At 34.8% G+C, this 15,872-nt stretch carries 18 protein-coding genes; 17 read left to right on the forward strand and 1 reads right to left on the reverse strand.

Features of this window, described 5'->3' with window-relative positions; all coding sequences use genetic code 11:
- The first annotated feature begins 30 nt into the window (after nucleotides 1-30).
- The 5 genes from nadA to WMO18_RS02370 all read left to right on the forward strand — a co-directional run bounded on the left by nadA (nucleotide 31) and on the right by WMO18_RS02370 (nucleotide 4,310).
- Complete coding sequence (gene nadA / locus WMO18_RS02350) at nucleotides 31-960, forward strand: quinolinate synthase NadA (protein WP_367286267.1); 930 nt, start codon at nucleotides 31-33, stop codon at nucleotides 958-960.
- Nucleotides 960-2,024 carry a tRNA 2-thiouridine(34) synthase MnmA gene (gene mnmA / locus WMO18_RS02355; RefSeq protein ID WP_211147314.1) on the forward strand — a complete coding sequence of 355 codons (1,065 nt, stop codon included), beginning with the start codon at nucleotides 960-962 and terminating at the stop codon, nucleotides 2,022-2,024. The genes nadA and mnmA overlap by 1 nt, the downstream gene beginning before the upstream one ends.
- Nucleotides 2,025-2,140: 116 nt before the next feature.
- Nucleotides 2,141-2,692, forward strand: a complete 552-nt coding sequence (locus WMO18_RS02360; protein ID WP_211147313.1) for a biotin transporter BioY — start codon at nucleotides 2,141-2,143, stop codon at nucleotides 2,690-2,692.
- Between the two features lie 241 nt (nucleotides 2,693-2,933).
- Nucleotides 2,934-4,064: a cation diffusion facilitator family transporter gene (locus WMO18_RS02365; protein ID WP_022505261.1), complete on the forward strand. Its 1,131-nt coding sequence runs from the start codon at nucleotides 2,934-2,936 to the stop codon at nucleotides 4,062-4,064.
- A gap of 18 nt (nucleotides 4,065-4,082) precedes the next feature.
- On the forward strand, nucleotides 4,083-4,310 hold the full coding sequence (locus WMO18_RS02370; protein WP_022505260.1) for a type II toxin-antitoxin system HicB family antitoxin: 228 nt from the start codon (nucleotides 4,083-4,085) through the stop codon (nucleotides 4,308-4,310).
- A gap of 179 nt (nucleotides 4,311-4,489) precedes the next feature.
- Here WMO18_RS02370 and ychF read toward each other — a convergent pair whose 3' ends face one another.
- On the reverse strand, nucleotides 4,490-5,584 hold the full coding sequence (ychF, locus tag WMO18_RS02375) for a redox-regulated ATPase YchF (RefSeq protein ID WP_211147312.1): 1,095 nt from the start codon (nucleotides 5,582-5,584) through the stop codon (nucleotides 4,490-4,492).
- A 106-nt stretch (nucleotides 5,585-5,690) separates the two neighbouring features.
- On the opposite strand from ychF, the gene WMO18_RS02380 reads away from it, so the two are divergent.
- From WMO18_RS02380 to greA, 12 genes are all read left to right on the forward strand, one after another.
- Nucleotides 5,691-6,065: a thioesterase family protein gene (locus WMO18_RS02380; RefSeq protein WP_022505258.1), complete on the forward strand. Its 375-nt coding sequence runs from the start codon at nucleotides 5,691-5,693 to the stop codon at nucleotides 6,063-6,065.
- On the forward strand, nucleotides 6,049-6,708 hold the full coding sequence (locus WMO18_RS02385) for an HAD hydrolase-like protein (RefSeq protein ID WP_022505257.1): 660 nt from the start codon (nucleotides 6,049-6,051) through the stop codon (nucleotides 6,706-6,708). Before WMO18_RS02380 ends, WMO18_RS02385 begins: the two co-directional genes overlap by 17 nt.
- A 34-nt stretch (nucleotides 6,709-6,742) precedes the next feature.
- Nucleotides 6,743-7,228: a DUF4830 domain-containing protein gene (locus WMO18_RS02390; protein WP_296078005.1), complete on the forward strand. Its 486-nt coding sequence runs from the start codon at nucleotides 6,743-6,745 to the stop codon at nucleotides 7,226-7,228.
- 1 nt (nucleotide 7,229) lies between these two features.
- A complete protein-coding gene (locus WMO18_RS02395; protein ID WP_022505255.1) occupies nucleotides 7,230-7,934 on the forward strand; it encodes a pseudouridine synthase in 705 nt (234 codons plus the stop codon).
- Nucleotides 7,935-8,121: 187 nt separating this feature from the next.
- The gene (locus WMO18_RS02400) at nucleotides 8,122-9,234 is read left to right on the forward strand and encodes an ABC transporter ATP-binding protein (protein WP_022505254.1); all 1,113 of its coding nucleotides are present in this window, start codon (nucleotides 8,122-8,124) and stop codon (nucleotides 9,232-9,234) included.
- 309 nt (nucleotides 9,235-9,543) lie between these two features.
- Nucleotides 9,544-10,629: a PucR family transcriptional regulator gene (locus tag WMO18_RS02405; RefSeq protein WP_138156590.1), complete on the forward strand. Its 1,086-nt coding sequence runs from the start codon at nucleotides 9,544-9,546 to the stop codon at nucleotides 10,627-10,629.
- A gap of 94 nt (nucleotides 10,630-10,723) precedes the next feature.
- Nucleotides 10,724-11,758 carry a cell division ATP-binding protein FtsE gene (gene ftsE, locus WMO18_RS02410; protein ID WP_022505252.1) on the forward strand — a complete coding sequence of 345 codons (1,035 nt, stop codon included), beginning with the start codon at nucleotides 10,724-10,726 and terminating at the stop codon, nucleotides 11,756-11,758.
- Nucleotides 11,759-11,779: 21 nt separating this feature from the next.
- Nucleotides 11,780-12,685 carry a permease-like cell division protein FtsX gene (gene ftsX, locus WMO18_RS02415; RefSeq protein WP_022505251.1) on the forward strand — a complete coding sequence of 302 codons (906 nt, stop codon included), beginning with the start codon at nucleotides 11,780-11,782 and terminating at the stop codon, nucleotides 12,683-12,685.
- Nucleotides 12,686-12,714: 29 nt separating this feature from the next.
- Nucleotides 12,715-14,007 (forward strand): murein hydrolase activator EnvC family protein, encoded by a 1,293-nt coding sequence (locus tag WMO18_RS02420; protein ID WP_022505250.1) that lies wholly within the window; start codon nucleotides 12,715-12,717, stop codon nucleotides 14,005-14,007.
- 2 nt (nucleotides 14,008-14,009) lie between these two features.
- Nucleotides 14,010-14,414 (forward strand): hypothetical protein, encoded by a 405-nt coding sequence (locus WMO18_RS02425; RefSeq protein ID WP_022505249.1) that lies wholly within the window; start codon nucleotides 14,010-14,012, stop codon nucleotides 14,412-14,414.
- 70 nt (nucleotides 14,415-14,484) lie between these two features.
- Nucleotides 14,485-15,312, forward strand: coding sequence for a hypothetical protein (locus WMO18_RS02430; protein ID WP_022505248.1), 828 nt, complete (start codon nucleotides 14,485-14,487; stop codon nucleotides 15,310-15,312).
- Nucleotides 15,313-15,381: 69 nt separating this feature from the next.
- A complete protein-coding gene (gene greA, locus WMO18_RS02435; protein WP_022505247.1) occupies nucleotides 15,382-15,855 on the forward strand; it encodes a transcription elongation factor GreA in 474 nt (157 codons plus the stop codon).
- The last annotated feature ends 17 nt before the right edge of the window (nucleotides 15,856-15,872 follow it).

Raw genomic sequence — 15,872 nt, forward strand, 5'->3', positions numbered from 1 at the left:
GTGGATTTGATATAATCTATCCACACCAAAATGATAGGATTTGAATTTATGATTAAAGACATTCAAAAGCAGATTTTAAAATTAAAAGAAGAAAATGATGTGTGTATTCTTGCACACTCATATATGGCTCAGGAGATTAAGGAAATTGCCGATTTTACAGGTGACAGTTATGCACTTGCAGTAAAATCAGCTAAAGTACCACAGAAAACAGTTATTATGTGTGGTGTTCGCTTTATGGCAGAAACAGTAAAGATTCTTGCTCCTGAAAAGAAAGTTATCCTAAGCAACCCTGATGCCGGTTGTCCAATGGCAGAACAGATGGATAAGGAAACTATTTCTCTTGTAAAGGAACAGTATCCTGACTATGCAGTTGTTGCATACATAAATACCACTGCAAGTTTAAAAACTATATGTGATGTATGTGTTACATCATCTTCAGCTGTCGAGATTTGTAAGAAGTTAGATGCTGACAAGATTTTGTTTATTCCTGACTGTAATCTAGGTTCTTATGTTGCAAAGCAAGTACCTGAAAAGGAATTTAAACTTCTTCATGGTGGTTGCCCAACTCACGCAAAGATTTCTGAAAGTAAGCTACTTGAGGCTATGGAGAAACACCCAAATGCAAAGGTGCTTGTTCATCCTGAATGTCAGCCTGATGTTGTACAACATGCTGATTATGTTGGTTCAACTTCCGGTATTGTTAATTTTGTTAAGCAGAGTGAGGACAAGGAATTTATTATTGGTACAGAAATTTCTATTGCTGAAGAGTTACAGTATGCTTGTCCTGATAAGCAGTTCTACCCAATGTCAAAAGACTTAATCTGTCCTAATATGAAAGCAACTACGCTAATGGATGTTTATGGTTGCTTAAAGGGTACATTTGGTGATGAAATCACAATGGACGAAGAAAAGCGTTTACAGGCTAAAAAATGTATTGATGAAATGATAAGGTTAGGCTAATGAAAAAGGCTATAATTGCAATGAGTGGCGGCGTTGATTCCAGCGTCGCAGCTTTTATTATGAAAGAAAAAGGTTATCATATCATTGGTGTTACAATGAAACTTTATGATAACGATGACATCGGCATTGATACAGAGAGAACTTGTTGTTCACTTTCTGATATTGAAGATGCAAGAAGTGTTTGCTATAAGCTAGGTGCACTTTATTATGTTTTCAACTTCAAGGCTGATTTTAAAGAAAAAATAATAGATGATTTTATTCATACTTATGAAAACGGTGGTACTCCAAACCCTTGTATCCGTTGTAACAGATACCTAAAGTTTGATAAGCTAATGCACCGTATGAAAGAGTTACAGTATGACTATGTTGTTACAGGTCACTATGCAAGAATTGAGAAGAAAGGTGACAGATATATCCTAAAGAAAGCAGTTGACCTTTCTAAGGACCAAAGTTATGTTCTTTACAATATGACTCAAGAACAACTTGCTCATGTTCAGTTCCCATTAGGTGAAATGGAAAAAAGTGAAACTCGTAAAATCGCAGAAGAAAACGGCTTTATCAATGCTGATAAAAAGGATAGTCAGGATATTTGCTTTGTGCCAAATGGTGACTATGCTGCATTTATTGAGGACTATACAGGCAAAAAGTATCCTGAGGGCGACTTTGTAGATACAAGTGGTAATGTACTAGGTAAGCATAAGGGTATTATCCGTTATACTATCGGTCAAAGAAAAGGCTTAGGCCTTGCTTTGCCTTGCCCTATGTATGTTAAGGAAAAGAATCTTAAGGATAACAAAGTTGTACTTTGCCTAAATGATGAACTGTTTTCTAAGGAACTTTATGCTAATGATTTTAACTGGGTATCTATTGAAGAACCAAAGGAAGAAATCCGTTGTAAGGCTAGAATCCGTTACAACCAAAAGGAACAACCTGTTACTGCAAAGGTAATGGAAGACGGTAAAGTTAAGGTTACCTTTGATGAAAGCCAAAGAGCAATTTGCAAAGGACAGGCAGTTGTACTTTATGATGGTGATGTTGTTCTTGGTGGTGGAACAATTCTATAATTAGGTTGACAATTACCCATAGGTTAACAATTGTTAACAATAATCAATATTAAGGTTGACAATATTATAATTATGAGTTATAATACTCCTTGTGATATACACAGGGGGTATTTTTTATGAAGAACAATAAAATATTTGATATGGTAGTATGTGCATTATTTGCTGCTATCTGTTGTATCTTTTCAATCATCACTATTCCAATTGGTATGGTACCGGTTTCACTTGGTATTTTGGCAGTAGTATTTACAGCAGTAGTACTTGGTCCTGTAAAAGGTCTAATCTCTGTTGTTGTTTACTTACTATTAGGTTTATTCTTACCACTGTTTAGTGGTGGACAGACAGGCCTATCTACATATGCTAATATTACCGGTGGTTATGTTTGGTCTTACCTAATTGTTGTAGTTGTTGTTGGTTTGATTTGTAAAATTCCAACCAAGAATAAAGCACTTGAAATTATTGTTAGTATTTTAGCTTGTGCAGTTGGTGTTGTAATTTGTTACGCTTGTGGTACAATTCAGTTTATGGCTATTACAAAGTATGACTTAAATGCTTCTTTGGCAGCTTGTGTAATTCCATTCCTACCATTTGACGCAATCAAGTGTGTTATTGCCGGTGTGGTTGGCCCTTTACTAAAAATAGCACTTAGAAAATCAGGCTATATGAAATAATCGTTATTCTACCTTGGTAGTAAAATATTCATCAATCCCTTTGAAGAAAAGACCGATTTTTATCGGTCTTTTTCCTTGAAATTTTATATAATTAATGTTATAATCACTTTACTATTTAAGCATATAATGTATTATAAACTAGCAAGTTGTTTATACAACCGGGCCAAAGGGCAACAGAATTTTCTGTGGGACAGTTTTTACTGCCCCACTTTTTTATTATATATTGAAATGAGATGATTTTATGGAAAGTACTGAGGAAAGAAACAGAGCAAAGGTAGGCAAGTTAGCCGGTATAGTGGGAATAATCTGTAACTTTGCTTTAGCCGGTGGTAAGTTTGTTGTAGGTACACTTGTTTCTTCAATGTCAATTATTGCAGATAGTGTCAACAACCTTTCTGATGCAGCAAGTTCAATTGTCACTTTACTGGGCTTTAAGTTAGCAGAAAAACCGGCTGATAAGAAACACCCATTTGGTCATGCAAGGTTTGAATATTTAGCAAGTTTAACTGTAGCAGTAATGATTTTTGTTATTGGCTTTGAACTTGCAAAAAGTTCTGTAGAAAAAATAATTTCACCAACTCCTGTAAAATTTTCTCTGGTCACAATACTAGTGCTTGTAGTTTCAATTCTTGTGAAACTGTGGATGACATTATTTTATAAGAAAAAGGGTAAACAAATCCATTCCACAACATTACTTGCAACAAGTGCCGACAGTAGAAATGATGTGTTAACAACTACTTGTGTACTTATTGCAATGGTTGTGGAATTACTGACAAAGTGGCAGATAGATGGAATTATGGGTGCTTTGGTGTCACTGTTTATTTTGTATAATGGAATAGGACTTATTAGACAAACAATCTCACCACTACTAGGTGAAGAGGCTACTCCTGAATTTAGGAAAGAAATTATTGATTTCGTTAATTCATATGACAAGGTGTTAGGTTGTCACGACTTAATGATTCACGATTATGGTCCTGCAAAAAGATATGCAACTATACATGTTGAAGTGGATAAGGATGAAGACCCTATGAATTGCCACGATACAATAGACAGAATAGAAAGACAATGCCTGAAGAAATTTGGTATTCATATGGTTGTACACTATGACCCTATTGTTACCGATGATTTAAAAGCTGAAAAGTTGCAACTGAAAATTATGGAGTGCTTAAAGTCAAAGGACAGTAGGCTTTCAATCCATGATTTTAGAATTGCCAATTGCAGTAGTGGTACACTTCTTGTATTTGATTTAGTTTTACCGGAAGATATGATGAGTCAAGGCAATCAAATAAAAGATTATATCTTACATTCAATTAATAAAGGTAAGTCAAAATACCTACTTGATGTTACCTTTGATATAGATACAAATGATTAATAGGGAAAGGTGATGTTGATGGTTAGTAATATTCTTTACTATAAAGGCTACTATGGAAAGATTGAATATAGTGCTGAAGATAAAGTGATTTATGGGAAAATAATGGGTATACATTCATTGATTAGCTTTGAAAGTGAAAGTGCAACTGATATTGAAACTGAATTTCATAATGCAGTTGATGACTACCTTTCATATTGTGAAGAAGAAGGCATTGAGCCTGAAAAAACTATCTTAATGGAAGATTAAGTTCACATTTCTGAAAACTTTCAAATAAAATAATATTTAGATAAAAAGAAAGGCTGAAACTTTAATAAGTTTCAGCCTTTTATGTTGAGTATTAAATTCTAGTTTAAGTTTAATAAAATGTAATTTTTAGTTTAATGCAATAAATTGGAATTAAAACAGAAAATTAAAAAATTAAAAATTTAAACATTAAATCTAAATAGAACTACATCGCCGTCTTTCATAACATAGTCCTTACCTTCTGAACGAACAAGACCTTTTTCTTTACAAGCAGTCATACCACCATTTTCGATAAGGTCATCATAAGAAACAACTTCTGCTCTGATGAAACCTCTTTCAAAGTCTGTGTGGATTTTACCGGCAGCTTGAGGAGCTTTTGTACCCTTAGTGATTGTCCAAGCTCTAACTTCAGGTTTACCGGCAGTTAGGTAAGAGATTAGTCCAAGTAGTGAGTAACATTCCTTGATAAGTCTGTCAAGACCACTTTCTTCAAGACCTAGATCAGAAAGGAACAGTTCCTTTTCTTCCTTGTCCATATCAACAATATCCATTTCAATCTGTGCACAGATTGGTAGTACTGCTGCGTGTTCTTCACTTGCAATATCTCTAACTGTTTGTAGCATTTTGTTGTCCTGAATACCGTTAGTAAAGTCATCTTCACTCATATTTGCAGCGTAGATAATTGGCTTTGTTGTAAGTAAAGCAACTTCCTTTAGCCATTCTTCCTGTTCTTCTGTTGTTTCAACAGTTCTTGCACTTTTACCTTTGTTTAGTGTGTCAAGAACTTCCTCAAAGAAGTCAATCTGTGGTTGTAGGCTCTTGTCACCTTTAAGTGCCTTTTTAAGTCTATCAATCTTTCTTGTTACCATTTCTACATCAGAAAGGATAAGCTCAATGTCAATTGTTTCAATATCTCTTGCAGGGTCAACAGAACCCTCAACATGGATAATGTCATCATTTTCAAAACATCTTACAACATGAACAATAGCGTCACATTCACGAATATTGGAAAGGAACTTGTTGCCAAGACCTTCACCCTTTGATGCACCCTTTACCAGACCGGCAATATCAACAAATTCAATTGTTGCCGGTGTGATTTTATCCGGATTATACATTTCTGCTAGTTTGTCAATACGCTTATCAGGTACTGCTACAACACCAACATTTGGTTCAATAGTACAGAACGGATAGTTTGCGCTCTGTGCTCCTGCATTAGTGATAGCATTGAAAAGTGTACTTTTACCTACATTAGGTAAGCCTACAATTCCTAATTTCATTGTTTTTCTCCTTTTATATTGTATTGAATTAATTTATCAGATGATGTATTATTATACCATAGAAATTCTAATTATACAATGATAATCATTAATTGGAGGTTTAATTATGGAAAATTTTGTAATAGAAAAAGTTGTAACAGAGGATATGTTGGCAGTAAATGTTGGTTCAGGTAGCCTAAGAGTATTAGCTACACCAACTGTTGTTGCACTTATGGAAGAAGCATCAACAAAACTTGCCGATACTTTTCTTGATGAGGGTTTAACTACTGTTGGTACAATGGTAGAAATTCAGCACATCAGTCCTTCACCAATCGGTGCAAAGATTAAAGTGGAAAGTAAGCTAATCAGCAATGACGGTAGGTCATTTAAGTTTGAAGTTACTGCTTATGATAATGCCGGTATGATTGCAAACGGTACTCACAACAGAGTATCTGTAAAAAGTGAAAAGTTCCAGAAAAAGGCAGATGAAAAGTTTGAGTAAGTATGATATTATTTTGTTTGACTTAGACGGTACAATTTCCGAAAGTGCTACAGGTATTCGTTATAGTCTTGAAAAAACTATAGAGCAAATCGGTTGTGACACATTTGATACAAGCAATTATAAGTTGTATATAGGTCCACCACTACTTGATACTTTCACAAATCTTTGTCATCTAAGTGGAAAATCTGCCGAAGATGCAGTTGAGGTTTACCGTCATTATTATGATACTGAGGGTAAGCTGATGAATAAGCCTTATAAAGGCATAAAAGAAACTTTATTGGAAATTAAATCAACCGGTGTTAAGGTTGCAGTTGCTACCTCTAAGTATGAAAAATTTGCAGAAGAAATTGTTGAGAACTTAGGTTTAACAGAATGTTTTGATGCAGTATGTGGCTCTTTAGCCGATGGTAGCAGAAAAGATAAAAAGGATATTATTCCTTATGCAGTAGATAGATTAGGAAAAGATTTTAACAGTAAAATCGCTATGGTAGGGGATACTTATTTTGATGCAAAAGGTGCTAGGCTTTGTAATGTTGACTTTGTTGGTGTACTTTATGGCTATGGTGACAAAGAGTCAATGGAAAATGAAGGTGCTACTGTATTTGCAGAAACTACGGAAGATTTAAAAAATTATTTACTATAACATTTTATAGCAAGTCCTTGCATATGTATTTTATATGGAATACGGAAGGACTGATAAAATGTTTGTACTAACAGTAAAAACAAAGATTAATAACAAAAAGAAATTTTTATTTATGTGTGCTTTTGGGCTGATACTGATTTTGGCAGTAGTGTTTGTGTCTTGTGACAACACACCTAAAAGTGCATATTGTAAAGAAATAGGTGAGTATTCTCTCAGCTTTTCAACAAGTAATGATAAAAAAACTTTCTTGTCTTACTTTAATGTTACCGGACAACCTGTTACTATTGATAATGTGAGAATACCGGAAAACTTCAACTCTACATACGAAAGATATAATAAGATACAAAAAGCTATGGGTCTTGACCTAAATAACTTTAAGGGAAAGACCACTAAGCGTTACGTTTATAAAGGAAAGGACAACTACTTTGTTTCTATACTTACTTATAAAGGTAAGGTGGTAGGTTGTCACAAATCTAAGGAACTTTATGGAAGTGATTTTGTATCTTTGCTAAAGGAGTAAAATGAGAATTGATAAATTCCTTGTGTCACAAAACATTTGCACAAGAAAAGAAGCACAAAAACTGGTTAGAAAAGGACTAGTAAAAATTGATGGTGAAATTATAAAAAAGCCTGAAACTAAACTTGACCCTAATGTAAATAAGGTTACTGTAGATGGCAAAGATATTTCTTATCAAGAATATGTGTATATTATAATGAACAAGCCTAAGGGTTATATCTCTGCCAGTAATGATAAAAATGCAGAAACTGTTGTTGACCTTGTGCCAAAGGAAATGAAAAGGAAAAATCTTTTTCCGGCAGGAAGACTTGATAAAGATACTACAGGTATGTTGATTATTACTGATGATGGTGACTTTGCCCATAGAATGTTGTCCCCTAAAAAGCATGTTGAAAAGGTGTACAAAGCAACCCTTGACGGTGAAGTTACAGATGAAATGGTAGAGAACTTCAGGAAGGGTATTTCTTTCTATGACGGAACACTTTGTCTATCGGCAAAATTACTTCCAAACAAGGAAAATCCCCATATTGCAAGGGTAATTATACGAGAAGGCAAGTATCATCAGGTAAAAAAGATGTTTTTAACACAGGGATTAACAGTAAGAGACCTACACAGAGAGCAAATCGGTATGCTAAAATTGCCCAAAGATTTAGCCCCGGGTGAATGTAGATTTATGCAAGAGGATGAGAAGCGTAATATATTTTTGTAAGTTATAAACAAAAAATATGAACATTTTTTATATGTGTGGCTTTTTGCCTAAAATCTTGCGTTAATATTTAGTCAAAAATATAGTAGCCAAATCAACAAAAAAATGATATACTACATTATGATATACGAAACTATTGGTGAGGAATGGTAAAATCCTTGCTTATTTATACAGGGAGGTTATAGTTAGTATGGCAAATGTATCTTTAAGACACGTTTATAAAATCTATGACGGTGGTGTAACTGCTGTTACAGATTTTAACCTAGAAATCGAAGACAAAGAATTTATTATTTTGGTTGGTCCTTCAGGTTGTGGTAAGTCAACAACTCTAAGAATGATTGCCGGTCTAGAAGACATCAGTAAGGGTGAACTTTACATCGGCGATATGCTAGCAAATGACGTAGCACCAAAGGATAGAGATATTGCAATGGTATTCCAGAACTATGCTCTATATCCACATATGACAGTTTATGATAATATGGCATTTGGTCTAAAGCTAAGAAAGACACCAAAGGAAGAAATCAAGGAAAGAGTTCAGGAAGCTGCAAGAATTCTTGGTATTGAACAGTACCTAGACAGAAAGCCTAAGGCTCTATCAGGTGGTCAGAGACAGAGAGTTGCTCTTGGTCGTGCTATCGTTCGTGACCCTAAGGTATTCCTACTTGACGAACCACTATCTAACTTGGACGCAAAGCTACGTGCACAGATGCGTACAGAAATTTCTAAGCTATATCAGAGACTAGGTACAACATTTATCTATGTTACTCATGACCAGACAGAAGCTATGACAATGGGTACTAGAATCGTTGTTATGAAAGACGGTTTCATTCAGCAGGTTGATACACCTCAGCATCTATATGATTTACCTTGCAACGAATTCGTTGCAGGTTTCATCGGTTCACCTCAGATGAACTTTATTGATGCAACTCTTGCTAAGAAGGGCAATCAGATTTGTGCTGAATTTGCAGGTCATAGCATTCCACTACCTGCAAACAAGAACGAAGGTGGCAAGCTGGACGCTTATGTTGGCAAGGCTGTTAGAATCGGTATCCGTCCTGAACATGTACATGACGAAGCTGAACACCTAGAAAGACTAACAGAAAGTGTTCTTGAAGCTAATGTTGATGTTACAGAACTTATGGGTGCAGAAATTTACCTATATGTTAACATTGAAGGTATTCCAATTATCGCTAGAGTTGAACCAACTTCAAAGGCTCAGCCTGGTGACAAGATCAAGATTGCATTTGAAACTGAAAAGATTCATGTATTTGATCCTGAAACAGAAAAGACTATCACTAACTGATAACTTGATATTTATAACCCCCTCATTTGAGGGGGTTTGTTGTTATAATAAAAATTTTCTTTGTTAAGCATAACACAGAAATCACCACAGAAAAATTACTAAAACGGACAAATTGGTAAAAATGTATCACGAATATACCCACAAAATAGGGTGATTTGTGATTTTAGTGAAAATTCTCCCTGAAAATTGAAAATAAATATTGCAATTTTCTGAGTTTTTGTGTAAAATGTATATGATGAACAATATAATTATATGACTTGTAACGAAAGCGTTAGTCATTATCACCATATAATCAGGGAGGAAAATAATATGTCAAATAGACTCTTTCAAGGAGTAATACACCAAATGAGAGATACCATTGATAGAACAATCGGTATTGTTGATGAAACATCAGTAGTTATTGCTTGTTCAGAACTTGGCAGAATTGGTGAAGTAAACGAAAGTATAAATGCCGAAACATTGTCATCTACTGTTCCTTATGTTATTAACGGATATACATACAAATCATTTGGAGCAAACCAAAGACCAGAGTATGCAGTCTTTGTTTCCGGTACAGATGAGGCAGCCCAAAGATATGCGGGCCTTTTGGCTATTTCCCTGAATTCTATTAAGCAGTATTATGATGAAAAGTATGATAGAAGCAATTTTATCAAAAGTGTTATCCTAGATAATATCCTACCGGGGGATATTTATCTAAAGGCAAGAGAACTTCACTTTAACTCAGAAGTTACAAGAGTTGTTATGTTAATCAGAATTACATCCAAGACAGATATTTCTGCTTATGATGTTCTTCAAAACCTATTCCCGGATAAGTCTAAGGACTTTATAATTAACATTAACGAAACTGAGATTGCTCTTGTTAAGGAACTAAAGCCGGGTATTAAAGAAAAGGACCTAGAGAAGTTAGCAGGTTCTATTGTTGATACACTTTCTTCTGAATTCTATACTCATTGTACAGTTGGTATCGGTACTATTGTAATGGGTATCAAGGATTTGGCTCATTCATTTAAGGAAGCACAGGTTGCCCTTGAAGTTGGAAAGGTATTTGATAACGAAAGAACTATTGTCAGCTATGATAACCTTGGTATTGCAAGACTTGTTTATCAGCTACCAACTACTCTTTGTGAAATGTTCCTAAAGGAAGTTTTCAAGAAAGGCTCAATTGACAGTCTTGACCAAGAAACTTTGTTCACAATTCAGAAGTTCTTTGAAAACAACCTAAATGTTTCTGAAACATCAAGAAAGCTATTTGTTCACAGAAACACACTTGTTTACAGACTTGAAAAAATCAAGAAGTTAACCGGTCTTGACCTAAGAGAATTTGAAGATGCAATCGTCTTTAAAGTAGCATTAATGGTAAGAAGATACCTAGATGCTAACCCTACAAAATACTAAAATTAATAAGGACTCGCTTCTCAAATTCATTTGTGGAGCGAGTTTTGTACACATTGGTAAATAACATTTGTTACCATTTTGGAGAGATTTTTTTATGATAGAATTTAAAAATGTATCAAAGGACTACCCTTCAGGTACTCATGCGTTGCATAATATCAACCTAAAGATTAACAACGGTGACTTTGTGTTTGTTGTTGGTTCTTCCGGTGCCGGTAAGAGTACATTCCTAAAGCTAATTATGGCTGAAGAAAAGTTGACAAAAGGTGAAATTGTTGTTGATGGAATCAGAATGAGTAAGCTTAAGAGAAGAAAAGTTCCTTTCTTAAGAAGAAAGATGGGGATTGTTTTCCAGGACTTCCGTTTGATTGAGAAGATGACAGTTTACGATAATGTTGCTTTTGCTATGAGATGTGTTGGTGCATCTAACAAAACAATCAAAACTCGTGTTCCTTATATCCTAAAGCTAGTTGGTCTTGGCAGTAAGATTAAGAGTAAGCCTAACCAGCTTTCCGGTGGCGAACAACAGAGAGTTTCACTTGCAAGAGCTTTAGTAAATAACCCTGAGATTATCATTGCCGATGAACCTACAGGTAATGTTGATCCTGAAATGTCACATGAAATTATTGACCTGCTTTCTGAAATCAATAAGCAAGGTACAACAATCATTATCGTTACCCATGAACATGACCTTGTTAAGGAATTTGGCAAGAGAGTTATTGAAATTCATAAGGGTAAGATTATTCACGATACAAAGCTTGAGCGTAAGTCTGCTGAAGATATTGAGCTTATGTCATCATATGATCAGGAAATTTCCGATGATGAACTTAGCCCACTTCTAAAGATTGACCAAGAGTCACCTGAAGAAGTACAGGAACTACCTGTTCAGAAGCTAAGAATGTTAAACAAGATGGCAGAAGAATATACTACACCTAAGAAGCCTAAGACTAAGGTTGAAGAGGCTGTTGAAAACATTGACAAGATTGTTGAAGAAATCGAAACAGATGACAGAGAGGACTTAATCCATACAGTAACTCTTGATCCGGCAAAAATTAAGAGAATTATTGCTGCCGATAGAGAGAAAAAGGAAAAGGATGCTCAGGTAGATTCTGTTATTGATTCACTAAGGTAAAATAGAAAAGGAAATGTAAAAATGAAGCTTAGTAATTTAGGTTATTTAATCAAAGAAGGTATCAGAAATATCTGGTCAAATAGAATGATGAGCCTTGCTTCCATTGGTGTTCTTTTATCTTGCCTTGTACTGACAGGTGCTGCTGTTATGGCATCCTTAAATGTTAAAACAATTGTTGACAAAGTTGGGGATAGCAACGAAACAACTGTTTATATGGAAGATAAAGCAACTGATGCAGAAATCACTAATGCCGGAAAACAAATGGAAGGCTTAAGTAATGTTACTTCTGTTTCTTTCTTCCCTAAGGAAGAGGCTATTAAGGACTATAAGGATGTTCTTGGTGACAAGGTTTTTGCTGAAATGGAAGGTGACGGTAATCCACTTCCTGATGCTTATAAGGTTACTGTTAAGGACTTATCAAAATATGAGAGTACGGTAAAGCAAATCCAAAATATTAAGGGGGTTGCTACTGTATCATCTCAAACCGATGTTGCAGATAAATTAACAAGTCTAAACAAGATTATACAGATTCTTTCTGTTGCAATTGTTTTGGCACTTGTAATTATTTCACTGTTTATTATTTCTAATACAATTCGTATGAGTATGTATGCCAGAAGATACGAAATCAGTATTATGAAGTCTGTTGGTGCAACAGATACATTTGTTAGAATACCGTTCCTTGTTGAAGGTATTATTATTGGTGCATTGTCCGGTGTTATTTCAACATTTGGTTTAATGCTCATTTATGATTTGATTATAGAAGCATTGCAGTATGTAGTACCATTTAAGGCAATAACATTCAACTCAGTAATGTGGCCATTCCTTGGTGCATTTATTATTGCAGGTGTATTTGTTGGTATTTTAGGTGGTCTTATCAGTATTGGTAAGTACCTAAAGAAAGAAGGTTCAATTATCCTTGGTTGGTAATTGACTTTATCTCTGAAAGGAGTATAGCAATGAAAAAAGAGATAATCTCGGCGATATTGGCTTTGACTGTAGTTGGTGGCACATTTGCTATTGGTGCAAAGGTACAGCCTAGTACAGTTGTTGCTCAAGACTCTATTTCTGAACTTGAACAAAGACAGGCTGAACTAAGGCAAAAGTCAGAACAATATCAGAAAGAATTAGAGAAAAACAACAGTAAGATTGCTAAGACAAAGCAGTATCAAAAGACTTTGCTTAACAGAATTGATGCTGTTAGTGATGAAATTGTTGTAAGCCAAGAGAAAATTACAACACTTAACAATCAAATTTCAGCTAAGACAAAGAAAATCAAGAAACTAAATAGCGATATTAGTTCAAGAACAAATACTCTAAGAAAGAGAATCAAGACTATCTATATGTCAGGTGATGTTAGTTCTCTGGAAATTATCCTAGGTGCTAAGGACTTTAGTGATTTTCTTGATAAAGTTGAACTTGTTAGAAATGTAAGTAACTTTGACGAAAAGTTAATTTCTGATATTGAAACAGATATGAAAACTGTTAAGTCAGAAAAAGCTGCTTTAGTAAAGGATAAGGCAAAACAAGTTAAAGAAAAGAAAAATCTACAGGCTAAACAAGCTGACTTGCAGTCTGTTGTTGATGAAAACAGTAAAGTGTTAAACACTCTTTATACTCGTAACAAAAAGCAAGAGGCTGCTATTAAGGCTAATAACGGTGCTTTGAATGGTATTGATGACCAAATCCAATCATACTACGAAAAACAGGCTAAGAAGGCTGCTGCAAAGGCTAGAAAGAACAACTCAAGCACTGGTTCTAATGGCGGTTCAAACGACAATGGTTCTTCCAACAATGGTGGTGGCAGTTATACACCTGTAACACCATCAGGTTCAGGCTACACATGGCCTGTACCGGGACATACTGCACTTTCATCAGTATTCGGTGAGGACAGAGGTACTTATGGTCACGGTGCTATTGATATTTCAGACGGTAGCATTATGGGTGCAACAGTAGTTGCTGCTGACTCAGGTAGAGTTGTTGTTTCCAATAACTCTTGTACACATAACTGGGGTAAGTCCGGTTCTTGTGGCTGTGGTGGTGGCTACGGCAACTATGTATGGATTGACCATGATAACGGTAAATGTACAATCTACGGTCATCTTACAAGAGCAGTTGTAAGTCAAGGTTCTTATGTTTCAAAGGGTCAGGTTATCGGTTATGTAGGCTCTACAGGTTGGTCAAGTGGTCCTCATCTACACTTTGAATGTAGAATTAACGGTACAAAATATGACCCAATGTCAGAGTTCTGATTATGAGCAATAGAAGAGAAAGACGACCTGTTAAAAAGGGTGTACCACTAGGGGTTACTGTTACAATTGCAGCAATTTGTTCTGCTATTGCTTTTTCCGGTGCTTATGTTTATGCAATGCATACCTTTAATTCAAAGGTAACTGACTTAAACGAAAAGCAGAGAATGTTTACAAAACTTTATGAGGTTGACTCAGCAGTTAGAGAGAACTACAAAGGTTCAATTGATGAAGAAACTTTGAGAGAGTCTTTATCCTCTACATATGTTAAAAGTGTTGATAATGACAACATTCTTTATGTTCCGGAAAGTGACTATAATGAAGGTAAATACAGTAAGGACTACAAGAGTTTCAAAATTTCTGACGGTTCATATGTGCTAATTAAAAAATCTTCATTAAAAAATAATTAGTTCAACAAAATAAGCATAATTTTTCCCTCTTTGCATACTATTATAGAAATAGCGCAAAGGGGGATTTTCTTTGTTAACAACATTTAGAATTGAAAAAAGGAACCTAAAAGGATTGAAAAAATTAGTAAAGCCATTTATAAAGGATAAGTTACTTGAAGATTATGGGGAAGAAAAAAACCTTATTATCCGTCAGATGGTTTACATAAGCTATAACGACAAAATTAATTGGAAAGTTGTAAAGAACAGAGCAGGTTATCAATCAAAGTGTTTAGTGTGCAGTGAGAATATTTCTTTCCCAATAAACTCCAGATTACAAAGATTTGTTGACAGTACATTTTCAAAGATTATGACTAATAACTTTGCATTGTCACTACTGAAAACAATGGAAAATCCGGAGAAATTGAAAATTGTATATTACGATATTGACGGAAACAATAAATATTTTTTAAATGAACTTTGTAAGTTAACTGATAATTTTATTGTAGTGACAGTTAACAAGAAAAAGTACAAGGAAATTTCCGATAAATTGATGGATGAAATGGGTGTCAGTTTAGTTTATACCGACCGACTTTCAAGAATGAAAGATGCTGACCTTGTAATTGCTCCAACTCAAATCAGAAAAATTCTTGATTTAAACAGTAAAGCTATTGTGCTAACAAGTGAAAGACCTTGCTTTGATATGAATGCACAATGCTACTATGGATATAGTGTTGAAATTCCGGAAAATTTAGAAAAATACCGTCCTAAGGATATGGACAGTTTGTACTTTGCATCAGCTTTATTTTCAAAAGGTAGGCAACATTATATGGCTGAACTTATCCCTAAAACAACTTATAACGAAAATTGTACCTGTACGGTGAAAAGTATGGGAAAATATCTTGCTAAAGCAGTGGTTTAGGGGATTGACATAATCCTTATTAATGATATAATAAAATAGTATATTTATTTGAAAAAGGATGTGTTTTTAATGGCAAAGCAGGTTATGCTTACAGAAGAAGGCCTTAAAAAATTAGAGGCTGAACTTGAAGTCCTTAAAGGCGAAAAAAGAACTGAAATCGCAGAAAAAATCAAGGTTGCTCGTTCATATGGTGACCTTTCTGAAAACTCAGAATATGATGATGCAAAAAATGAACAGGCTATTCTTGAAGCTAGAATTGCAGATATTGAAGCAAGCCTTAAAAATGCAGTTATTATTGATGAAAGCGAAATCAGCAATGATAAAGTACATCTAGGTAGTACAGTAAAAATTAAAAATCTTGCTAACGATATGGAAATGACTATTCGTATTGTTGGTTCAAACGAAAGTGACCCTAAGAAGCTACAGATTTCTGATGAAAGTCCTGTTGGTATGGGACTTCTAGGCAAGTCAATTGATGATGTTGCAGAAATCGAAACTCCAGGTGGCGTTGTAGCTTACAAGGTAATGGAAATTTCAAGATAACTTAGATTAAATTGATA

The sequence above is a fragment of the Ruminococcoides intestinihominis genome (assembly GCF_040096285.1).
In the GTDB taxonomy this organism is placed as follows: Bacteria; Bacillota; Clostridia; order Oscillospirales; family Acutalibacteraceae; genus Ruminococcoides; species Ruminococcoides intestinihominis.

Coding starts and splice junctions, on each gene's coding strand:
- WMO18_RS02395 (WP_022505255.1), top strand. CDS start 7,230: ATGAGAATTGATAAATTCCTTGTGTCACAAAACATTTGCACAAGAAAA.
- WMO18_RS02390 (WP_296078005.1), top strand. CDS start 6,743: ATGGAATACGGAAGGACTGATAAAATGTTTGTACTAACAGTAAAAACA.
- WMO18_RS02365 (WP_022505261.1), top strand. CDS start 2,934: ATGGAAAGTACTGAGGAAAGAAACAGAGCAAAGGTAGGCAAGTTAGCC.
- WMO18_RS02360 (WP_211147313.1), top strand. CDS start 2,141: ATGAAGAACAATAAAATATTTGATATGGTAGTATGTGCATTATTTGCT.
- ftsX (WP_022505251.1), top strand. CDS start 11,780: ATGAAGCTTAGTAATTTAGGTTATTTAATCAAAGAAGGTATCAGAAAT.
- WMO18_RS02385 (WP_022505257.1), top strand. CDS start 6,049: ATGAAAAGTTTGAGTAAGTATGATATTATTTTGTTTGACTTAGACGGT.
- ychF (WP_211147312.1), bottom strand. CDS start 5,584: ATGAAATTAGGAATTGTAGGCTTACCTAATGTAGGTAAAAGTACACTT.
- WMO18_RS02425 (WP_022505249.1), top strand. CDS start 14,010: ATGAGCAATAGAAGAGAAAGACGACCTGTTAAAAAGGGTGTACCACTA.
- mnmA (WP_211147314.1), top strand. CDS start 960: ATGAAAAAGGCTATAATTGCAATGAGTGGCGGCGTTGATTCCAGCGTC.
- greA (WP_022505247.1), top strand. CDS start 15,382: ATGGCAAAGCAGGTTATGCTTACAGAAGAAGGCCTTAAAAAATTAGAG.
- WMO18_RS02380 (WP_022505258.1), top strand. CDS start 5,691: ATGGAAAATTTTGTAATAGAAAAAGTTGTAACAGAGGATATGTTGGCA.
- nadA (WP_367286267.1), top strand. CDS start 31: ATGATAGGATTTGAATTTATGATTAAAGACATTCAAAAGCAGATTTTA.
- ftsE (WP_022505252.1), top strand. CDS start 10,724: ATGATAGAATTTAAAAATGTATCAAAGGACTACCCTTCAGGTACTCAT.
- WMO18_RS02400 (WP_022505254.1), top strand. CDS start 8,122: ATGGCAAATGTATCTTTAAGACACGTTTATAAAATCTATGACGGTGGT.
- WMO18_RS02420 (WP_022505250.1), top strand. CDS start 12,715: ATGAAAAAAGAGATAATCTCGGCGATATTGGCTTTGACTGTAGTTGGT.
- WMO18_RS02370 (WP_022505260.1), top strand. CDS start 4,083: ATGGTTAGTAATATTCTTTACTATAAAGGCTACTATGGAAAGATTGAA.
- WMO18_RS02405 (WP_138156590.1), top strand. CDS start 9,544: ATGTCAAATAGACTCTTTCAAGGAGTAATACACCAAATGAGAGATACC.